This window comes from Haladaptatus sp. (genome assembly GCF_049589095.1).
In the GTDB taxonomy this organism is placed as follows: domain Archaea; phylum Halobacteriota; class Halobacteria; order Halobacteriales; family Haladaptataceae; genus Haladaptatus.
In genome coordinates, this window is record NZ_JBAWAC010000089.1 from 1 (window position 1) to 1,683 (window position 1,683).

At 63.6% G+C, this 1,683-nt stretch carries 2 protein-coding genes and 1 pseudogene; all 3 read right to left on the reverse strand.

The features are described 5' to 3' along the window. Window positions 1–526: trehalase-like domain-containing protein (locus tag WBV42_RS03015; RefSeq protein WP_423984721.1), on the reverse strand; the 526-nt coding region annotated here is incomplete at its 3' end. 129 nt (window positions 527–655) lie between these two features. Continuing rightward, the gene (locus tag WBV42_RS03020; RefSeq protein WP_423984722.1) at window positions 656–1,378 is read right to left on the reverse strand and encodes an HAD family hydrolase; all 723 of its coding nucleotides are present in this window, start codon (window positions 1,376–1,378) and stop codon (window positions 656–658) included. Then, window positions 1,321–1,683, reverse strand: a pseudogene (locus WBV42_RS03025) (NAD(P)/FAD-dependent oxidoreductase); the annotation flags it as partial. The pseudogene WBV42_RS03025 and the gene WBV42_RS03020, both read right to left, overlap by 58 nt.

Genomic DNA, 1,683 nt, shown 5'->3' on the forward strand with positions numbered 1-1,683 from the left:
AGTACGAGGCGTGGGCCGCGCCGTCCTCGATTACCATCGAAACCGGCGTCGAGAGGAACGCGCTCTCGTCGTCCCCGTCTCCGGTCGCGCGAATCCCGCCGGACGTCGATTCCAGCGACGTCTCGGAACGGGCGTAATCGAACCGAGGAGCGAACGTCGCTTCCACGTCCACCGTTCCTTCGGTACAGGTCACCTTCCGATAGATAGCCTGGTCCTGATGCTCGTCGGCGACAGCTTCGCCGATGACCGGCATGAAATCGGTGACGGTCAACTCTCCGGACGCCGTCTCGAACGTCGTCTGGAGAACGTTCGTCCGGTCGAAATACTGTTGGTGGGCGTCGTACTCGGTGAGCGGCGCGATGGCAAACTCCCCACCCCGTTCGGCGTCGAGTATCGATCCGAACACGCTCGGGGATTCCATATGTGGGAAACAACACCAATCGACCGCACCGGTCGTGTCCACGAGCGCGCAGGTCTCCAGGTTCCCGATGAGACCGTGTTCCGAAATCGGCGTGAATTCACTCATCCGTGTCCGTTCCTCCCCGTTCGCCCGTGGTCCTCGCCGTTGGGCGAGAACCGACGGTTCCGTCGATAGTCGTTCTCATTCGATTTCCCCTTCGTCGTTCGAATCCGCGTGTCCTCACACCGTGTTCGGTCACCGGTACACCACGTCCAGGACGCCGTCCACGGACAGGTCGGCGAGCGTCGGTACCACGAGATCCGGAATCGGCGACGACTCGTCGGACACCCAGACGGTGGCGAACCCGTTTCCCCTCGCGGGGATGATGTCGTCGCCGAGGCGGTCCGCGACGTAGACGTACCCGTCCGCCACCCACTCGCGTTTCGCCATCTCGAACATTTCGTCCTTCGGCTTCATCGTCTCACGCTTCCCCGAGATGAGGACGTGCTCGAAGTAGTCGTCGATACCGTGGGTCGCTAGCTTCTCGCGCTGGATGTCGCCCTCGCCGTTCGTGATGATGCCGAGACGCGTCGATTCCGCGAACTCGCCGAGAACGCCCTCGGCACCGTCCACGAGTCGGGTGTTTTCCACCTTCCGACGCTTGAGCGAGGCGGTGAACGCGTCGGTATCGACATCGAGGCCGAGATGTTTCGTGAACGTCTTTACGGCTTCGCGGTAGCCGTCCTCGACGTTCCGACGGAAGTACTGCCGGACGAACTGGTCGAACGTCTCGACCTGCTCGTCGCGCAGGTCGATGCCGAACTCGGCGGCGGTCGGTACGATTTCGTCCTCCTCGCACCGCCGTTCGAGCAGCGTGCCGTCGATGTCGAAGTAGACGGCCACGGTCGACTCCTCGGGGTTCACATGTCCGTCCATGCTTTCGCCGCCGCTGGCCACGAGTATGACTCGCCGATCCATCGAGCGGAGATGATCTTCTTGAGGACGCGAGCGCCTGGCCCGCTGAAGGTGTTGAGCGGAATCCCGATGACGTCGTGTGCGACCGCCTCCTCCCCGACGGAGACGACGGTTCCCTTGTTGATGTACGACCAGTGGACGGGGTCGCGGCCGTCGATCATCCGCGCGACGTTGTTCCCGACGTGCTCGCCCTCCTCCATCGCCGCTTCGGCCGTCGGCGGCGGCACGTCGTCCGTGTCGGGATGGACGATCGCTTCCCAGGCGTCCTGTTCGGAGAGCGGCCCGCCTTCCGCGTCCTGATTCACGAG